This is a genomic window from Roseomonas sp. TS2 (assembly GCF_058833935.1).
Window position 1 is genome coordinate 1 of record NZ_JCACVY010000217.1, and the last position, 6,500, is coordinate 6,500.

Here is a 6,500-nt window from a genome sequence, read left to right on the forward strand (position 1 = left end):
GCAACAGCAGCAGGACGTGCAGGGTGCGCATGGCGCGCACCGGAAGCCGAAGCCCCGGCCCGGGTCAAGCCTTGCTTTGGGCTTTCCTGCCCCCATGGACGGCGCCGGCCGCGCCGTCCAGGATGGCGGCGGAATGTTTGCAGCCCCCACCGTCTGGACCGTCATGGTCGCCCTGCTCGGCGTGCACCTCGCCGGGATGGGGGCCTTCCTCACCCTGCCCGTGCTGGCGCCGCTGATCGCGCGCGAGCTGGACCTGCCGCCGAGCCTGGTCGGGCTGCACACCGGGCTGGTCTATGCCGGGGCGCTGGTCTCCGGCCCCTTCACCGGGCTGCTGCTGCGCCGGCATGGCGGCATCCGCGTCTGCCAGGGGGCGCTGGTGCTGATCGGCTGCGGCATCGCCCTCGCCGTGCTCGGCCATCCGCTGGCGCTGGCCGCCTCGGCGCTGCTGGCCGGGCTGGGGCACGGGCCGGTCACGCCCTCGGGCAGCCACCTGCTGGCGGGGCGGGTGCCGCCGCGGCATCGCCCGTGGCGGCAAGGCCGTCTATGGCGCGCCGCTCGGCATCCTGATGCTGGAGACGCGCTTCCCGCGCATCCCGGGCGACATGGGCAACGCCACCACCTGGCCCTTCCCCGTGCTGTACCGCGTGGTGCGGGGCGCCACCTCGGAGCGCGTGGTGCTGCGCGGCGCGGAAGGGCTGCTGCCGGAGTTCCTGGCCGCCGCCGAGGATCTCGTGCGCCAGGGTGCGGAGGCCATCACCACCACCTGCGGCTTCCTCTCGCTGTTCCAGCGGGAGCTGGCGGCGCATGTGGCAGTGCCCGTCGCCACCAGCAGCCTGATGCAGGTGCCCTGGGTGCAGGCCATGCTGCCGCCGGGGCGGCGCGTCGGCCTCGTCACCGTCTCCGCCGCCGCGCTGACGCCGCGCCACCTCGAGGCCGCCGGCGTGCCGGCCGACATCCCCATGGCCGGCACCGAGGAGGGGCGCGAGCTCTACCGCGTGCTGGTGCGGGCGGAGAAGGAGGAGCTCGACATCGACCTCGCCGAGCAGGACATCCTGGAGGCCGGGCGGGCGCTGGTGGGGCGGCACCCGGAGGTGGGCGCCATCGTGCTGGAATGCACCAACATGCCGCCCTATGCCGCGGCCTTGCAGCGGGCGCTGGGGCTGCCGGTCTTCGATGTCTACACGATGATCCGCTTCCTGCATGCCGGGCTGCGCCCGCGCGGTTTCCCCGCGCCCTGAGGCGGACCGGAAGGCGGCCCTTGACGGCGGGTGGCGGAATCGCGCACGCCCCACCGCCCCCTGCCGGCCCGAGGAGCAGCCTGTTGGATCAGCCCGCGAAGACCCCTGCCCCCCGTGCTGCGGTGAAGGAGCCGCGCTCCGCCCGCGCCATGGCGACACGGGACAGCATCCTGGAGGCGGCGCGGGCGGAGTTCGCCCTGCGCGGCCTGGCCGGTGCGCGGGTGGACGAGATCGCCGCGCGGGCCGGCGCCAACAAGCGGATGCTCTACGCCTATTTCGGCAGCAAGGAGGCGCTCTGGCTCACCGTGCTGGAGGGTGCCTATGCCGCCAAGCGGGCCGAGGAGCGGGCGCTGGATGTCGCCGCCCTGCCGCCGGCCGAGGCCATGGCGCAGCTCGTGCGCTTCAACCTGCGCTACACCGCCGCCCACCCGGAATTCGTCGCCCTGCTGAACCAGGAGAACCTGCACCAGGCCGAGTATCTGCGCCGCAGCGAGCGGGTGCCGGCACTCTACTCCCCGCTGCTCGACACGCTGCGCGCCGTGCTGGCGCGCGGCGAGGCGGGGGGCGACTTCCGCCGGGGCGTGGACCCGTTGCAGCTCTACGTCACCATCGTGGCGCTGGGGCATTTCTACATCGCCAACCTGCACACCCTCTCCACCGTCTTCGGTGCCGGGCTGGGCGAGCCGGCGGCGCTGGCGGCGCGCGAGCGGCACTGCATCGAGGTGGTGCTGGGCTATCTGCGGGCCTGACCGCCCGGCATAACCATACAGTTACTTTTTTCCCGGGGGGCCGGCTTGCCGCTTGACGCCCGTTGCCATGCGAGCGCAGAGTAACCGTATGGTTACCTTTCCGGCGCCAAAGCCGCCGGAAGCACGGGGGAACGACAGGATGGCAGACCGCCGCATCGGCATCGTCATGAACGGTGTCACCGGCCGCATGGGCATGAACCAGCACCTCATCCGCTCCATCGCGGCCATCCGGCAGGAGGGCGGGGTGCGGCTGGCGAATGGCGACCGGCTGATGCCGGACCCGATCCTGGTCGGCCGCAACCGCGAGAAGCTGGAGGCACTGGCCCGCGCCCACAACATCGTCCGCGTCACCACCGACATCGAGGCGGCGCTGGCCGACCCGCAGGACGAGATCTTCTTCGACGCCGCGGCCACCGCGCTGCGCGCCGGCCTCATCCGCCGCGCCATCGCGGCCGGCAAGCACATCTATTGCGAGAAGCCCTCGGCCGAGAACCTGCAGGACGCGCTGGACCTGGCGCGCCGCGCCAGCCAGGCGGGGGTCAAGAACGGCATCGTGCAGGACAAGCTGTTCCTGCCCGGCCTGCGCAAGCTGAAGATGGTCATCGACAGCGGCTTCCTCGGCCGCATCCTCTCGGTGCGCGGCGAGTTCGGCTACTGGGTGTTCGAGGGCGACCTGCAGCCGGCGCAGCGTCCCTCCTGGAACTACCGCAAGGCCGATGGCGGCGGCATCATCCTCGATATGCTCCCCCACTGGCGCTACGTGCTGGACAACCTGTTCGGCGAGGTGGAGAGCGTCTCCTGCCTCGGCGCCACGCACATCCCGCGCCGCATCGCCGAGGACGGCACGCCCTACGAGGCCGATGCGGACGACGCCGCCTATTGCACCTTCCGACTGGCGGGCGGTATCATCGCCCAGGTCAACAGCAGCTGGACCACCCGTGTCCGCCGCGACGACCTCGTCACCTTCCATGTCGACGGCACGCAGGGCAGCGCGGTGGCCGGCCTCACCACCTGCCGCACCCAGGCGCGCGTCAACACGCCGAAGCCGGTGTGGAACCCGGACATCCCGCAGCCGATCGACTTCTTCTCGGCCTGGGAGGAGGTGCCGGACACCGAGCCCTATCCCAACGGCTTCCGCATGCAGTGGGAGATGTTCCTGAAGCATGTGGCGGGCGAGCGGGACGACTACCCGTGGAACCTGCTCTCCGGCGCGCGCGGCGTGCAGCTGGCCGAGGCCGCGCTGCAATCCTGGAACGAGCGCCGCTGGATCGACCTGCCCAAGCTGGAGGCCTGAAGCCCATGCCGCGTATCGACCTGCCCGTGGCCGGTGGCCGGCTGGAGCCTTTCGAGACCAGCCCGGCGCGCGATTTCGCCCGCGCCGAGCCGCCCTTCCCGCGCATCGCCCTCGCCGCCGCCCATGTGGTGGCGGACCCGCTGGCCGAGCAGGACCTGTGGCTGGACGTGGCCATCGACTGGGACCGCACCATCGCCTTCCGCCGCCATCTCTGGTCGCTGGGCCTCGGCGTCGCGGAGGCGATGGACACCGCCCAGCGCGGCATGGGGCTGGACTGGGCGGGCGCGCAAGAGCTGATCCGCCGCTCGCTCGACGCCATGCAGGACTTCCCCGGCGCCAGCATGGCCTCCGGCGCCGGCACCGACCATCTCGCCCCCGGCCCGGAGGTGACGGTGGACGACGTCATCCGCGCCTATGAGGAGCAATGCGCGGCGGTGGAGGCGATGGGCGGGCGCATCATCCTGATGGCCTCCCGCGCCCTGGCCAAGGCGGCGCGCTCGCCGGCCGATTACGAGCGCGTCTATGGCCGCATCCTCTCCCAGGTGCGGCAGCCGGTGATCATCCACTGGCTGGGCGAGATGTTCGACCCGGCGCTGGAAGGCTACTGGGGCCACCACGACCACATGGCGGCGATGGAGGTGGCGCTCGACGTCATCCGCGCCCATGCCGACCAGGTGGATGGCGTGAAGATCTCGCTCCTGGACAAGGACAAGGAGATCTCGATGCGCCGCCGCCTGCCGCGCAACGGCCAGGGCGGCGTGCGCATGTACACCGGCGACGACTTCAACTACGCCGAGCTGATCGCCGGCGACGCGCAGGGCCATTCCGACGCGCTGCTCGGCATCTTCGACCCGATCGCGCCGGCGGTGGGCGGCGCGCTGGCCAGCCTCTCGCGCAACGACCTCGCATCCTTCCACGAGATCCTGGCGCCGACCGTTCCGCTCTCCCGCCACATCTTCAAGGCGCCGACGCGCTTCTACAAGACAGGCGTGGTGTTCATGGCCTGGCTGAACGGGCACCAGGACCATTTCGTCATGGTGGGCGGCCAGCAATCCGCCCGCTCCCTGCTGCACTTCTCCGAGCTGTTCCGCCTGGCCGACAAGGCCGGGCTGCTGCGGGACCCGGAGATGGCGGTGACGCGCATGCGGTCGCTCCTGGCGACGCACGGGGTGGCGTGAGATGTTCCCCCTCTCCCTCAACACCGTGACGGTGAAGGAGAAGTGGGACCTCGCCGCCTGCATCGAGGGCTGCGCGCGGCACGGCATCCCCGGCATCTCGCCCTGGCGGGACGTGCTGCAGGCCATGGGCGTGGGGCAGGCGGCGCGGCGCATCCGCGATGCCGGGCTGAGTGTCACCGGGCTGTGCCGCGGCGGCATGTTCCCGGCCGCCGACCGCGCCGGCCGCGCCGCCGCCATCGAGGACAACCGCCGCGCCATCGCCGAGGCGGAGGCGATCGGCGCCTCCTGCCTGGTGCTGGTCTGCGGCGGGCTGCCGCCCGGCTCGAAGGACCTGCCCGGCGCGCGCGAGATGGTGCGCGAGGGGCTGCACGCCATCCTGCCCGAGGCGCGCGCCGCCGGCGTGACGCTGGCGCTGGAGCCGCTGCACCCGATGACCTGCGCCGACCGCAGCGTGCTCTCCACCCTCGGCCAGGCGCTCGATCTGTGCGACGCGCTGGGCGAGGGCAGCGGCGTCGCGCTCGACGTCTATCACGTGTGGTGGGACCCCGAGCTGGCGCGGCAGGTGGCGCGCGCCGGGCGCCGCATCGCCGGTTTCCACCTGTGCGACTGGAAGGTGCCGACCACGGACCTCGTCTTCGACCGTGGCATGCCGGGCGAGGGCGTCATCGACATCGCCGGCATCCGCACCATGGTCGAGGCCGCCGGCTACCGCGGCTTCGCCGAGGTGGAGCTGCTCTCGCACGCCTGGTGGAAACGGGACCCGGACGAGGTCCTGGCCATCATGAAGGAACGTCACGCCACGGTCTGCTGAGGGGCAGGCCGGGCCGGAGGGAGGAACCCAGAATGCGCCTGACACGCCGCGGCCTCGGCGCCGCATTGCTGAGCTTGCCGCTGCTGCCCGGGGCCCGCGCCGCCGCGCCGGGCTGGCGGCCCTCGCGGCCGCTGCGCTTCGTCGTACCCTTCCCCGCCGGCGGGGCGACCGACGTGGTGGCCCGCGTGCTGGCCGAGCACATGAGCGCCAGCCTGGGCCAGCCCGTGGTGGTGGAGAACCGCACCGGCTCGGGCGGCAATATCGGCATGGAGAACGTGGTGCACAGCGCGCCGGACGGCCACACCCTGGTGATGGCCACCACCGGCACCCTCACCATCAACCCCTATCTCTACAGCACCATGAGCTTCGACCCGCGCCGGAGCCTGGCGCCGGTCTCCATGACCTTCACCACCGACCATGTGCTGATCGTCAACCGCGCCCTGCCGGTGAGCACGGCGCAGGAGCTGGTCGCCCTGGCGCGGAGCCGCCCGGGCAGCCTGTCCTTCGGCTCCGCCGGCTCCGGCTCCTCCACCCACATGGTGGCCGAGCTGTTCAAGCTGGCGGCCCGGCTCGACATCCAGCACGTGCCCTACCGCGGCAGCGCGCCGGCGCTGAACGACACCATCGCCGGCAATGTGCAGATGATGCTGGACCAGCTTCCCTCCGCCATCGGCCAGATCCAGGCAGGGGCGGTGAAGGTGCTGGCTGTCACCGGTCCGCGCCGCTCGCGCCTTCTGCCGGAGGTGCCGACCATGGCGGAGATCGGCCTGCCCGCCGCCGAGGCCGCCTCCTGGGGCGCGGTGATGGTGCCGGCCGGCACGCCGGAGCCGGTCATCGCCACCCTCAACGGCGCCCTGCTCGCCGCCCTGGGCAATGGCACGGTGCAGGAGCGGCTGGCGGCGGCGGGCGCCGATGCGCGGGGCTCCACCCCCGAGGCGCTGACGGCCTACATCGCCAGCGAGAGCGACAAGTGGAGCCGCGTGATCCGGGAAGGCCGCATCACCGTCAACTGAGACGGGCAACTGAGGCGGGCAACCGCGGCAGCTGCGGCTTTGCAAACAGGTGGGGCCGGGCGGCGTTATGGTCTCATGTCACAGATGGAGGCCGCCATGACCACGCCCTTCCCCGCGCCTGTCACGCGCGCCGCCGACGAGCCCGCCGCGCCGCCGGAACTGCCGGGCCTGCCGCCCTATCGCGGCCCGGATGAGAACCCGGCCTCGCCCTCCCCCG

The 6,500-nt window shown here is 72.4% G+C and carries 6 protein-coding genes and 1 pseudogene; all 7 read left to right on the top strand.

The genetic code is table 11. The annotated features are described in order from the left end of the window. Positions 1-196 precede the first annotated feature (196 nt). Positions 197-466, top strand: a pseudogene (locus tag ACZJYS_RS21615) (MFS transporter); the annotation flags it as partial. Positions 467-518: 52 nt separating this feature from the next. Beyond that, positions 519-1,238 (top strand): aspartate/glutamate racemase family protein, encoded by a 720-nt coding sequence (locus ACZJYS_RS21620; RefSeq protein ID WP_493180281.1) that lies wholly within the window; start codon positions 519-521, stop codon positions 1,236-1,238. A gap of 83 nt (positions 1,239-1,321) precedes the next feature. Beyond that, on the top strand, positions 1,322-1,987 hold the full coding sequence (locus tag ACZJYS_RS21625; RefSeq protein ID WP_379652189.1) for a TetR/AcrR family transcriptional regulator: 666 nt from the start codon (positions 1,322-1,324) through the stop codon (positions 1,985-1,987). Between the two features lie 139 nt (positions 1,988-2,126). Continuing rightward, positions 2,127-3,281: a Gfo/Idh/MocA family protein gene (locus ACZJYS_RS21630; RefSeq protein ID WP_109517414.1), complete on the top strand. Its 1,155-nt coding sequence runs from the start codon at positions 2,127-2,129 to the stop codon at positions 3,279-3,281. A 5-nt stretch (positions 3,282-3,286) separates the two neighbouring features. Then, positions 3,287-4,459, top strand: a complete 1,173-nt coding sequence (locus ACZJYS_RS21635) for a dihydrodipicolinate synthase family protein (protein ID WP_493180278.1) — start codon at positions 3,287-3,289, stop codon at positions 4,457-4,459. 1 nt (position 4,460) lies between these two features. Continuing rightward, positions 4,461-5,270: a sugar phosphate isomerase/epimerase family protein gene (locus ACZJYS_RS21640; protein ID WP_493180279.1), complete on the top strand. Its 810-nt coding sequence runs from the start codon at positions 4,461-4,463 to the stop codon at positions 5,268-5,270. Positions 5,271-5,302: 32 nt separating this feature from the next. After that, on the top strand, positions 5,303-6,283 hold the full coding sequence (locus ACZJYS_RS21645) for a Bug family tripartite tricarboxylate transporter substrate binding protein (RefSeq protein ID WP_493180280.1): 981 nt from the start codon (positions 5,303-5,305) through the stop codon (positions 6,281-6,283). Positions 6,284-6,500: the final 217 nt, after the last annotated feature.

Bases quoted from the DNA above. Each gene is read 5' to 3' on its own strand.
- ACZJYS_RS21645 (WP_493180280.1), top strand. From the start codon at position 5,303: ATGCGCCTGACACGCCGCGGCCTCGGCGCCGCATTGCTGAGCTTGCCG.
- ACZJYS_RS21640 (WP_493180279.1), top strand. From the start codon at position 4,461: ATGTTCCCCCTCTCCCTCAACACCGTGACGGTGAAGGAGAAGTGGGAC.
- ACZJYS_RS21635 (WP_493180278.1), top strand. From the start codon at position 3,287: ATGCCGCGTATCGACCTGCCCGTGGCCGGTGGCCGGCTGGAGCCTTTC.
- ACZJYS_RS21630 (WP_109517414.1), top strand. From the start codon at position 2,127: ATGGCAGACCGCCGCATCGGCATCGTCATGAACGGTGTCACCGGCCGC.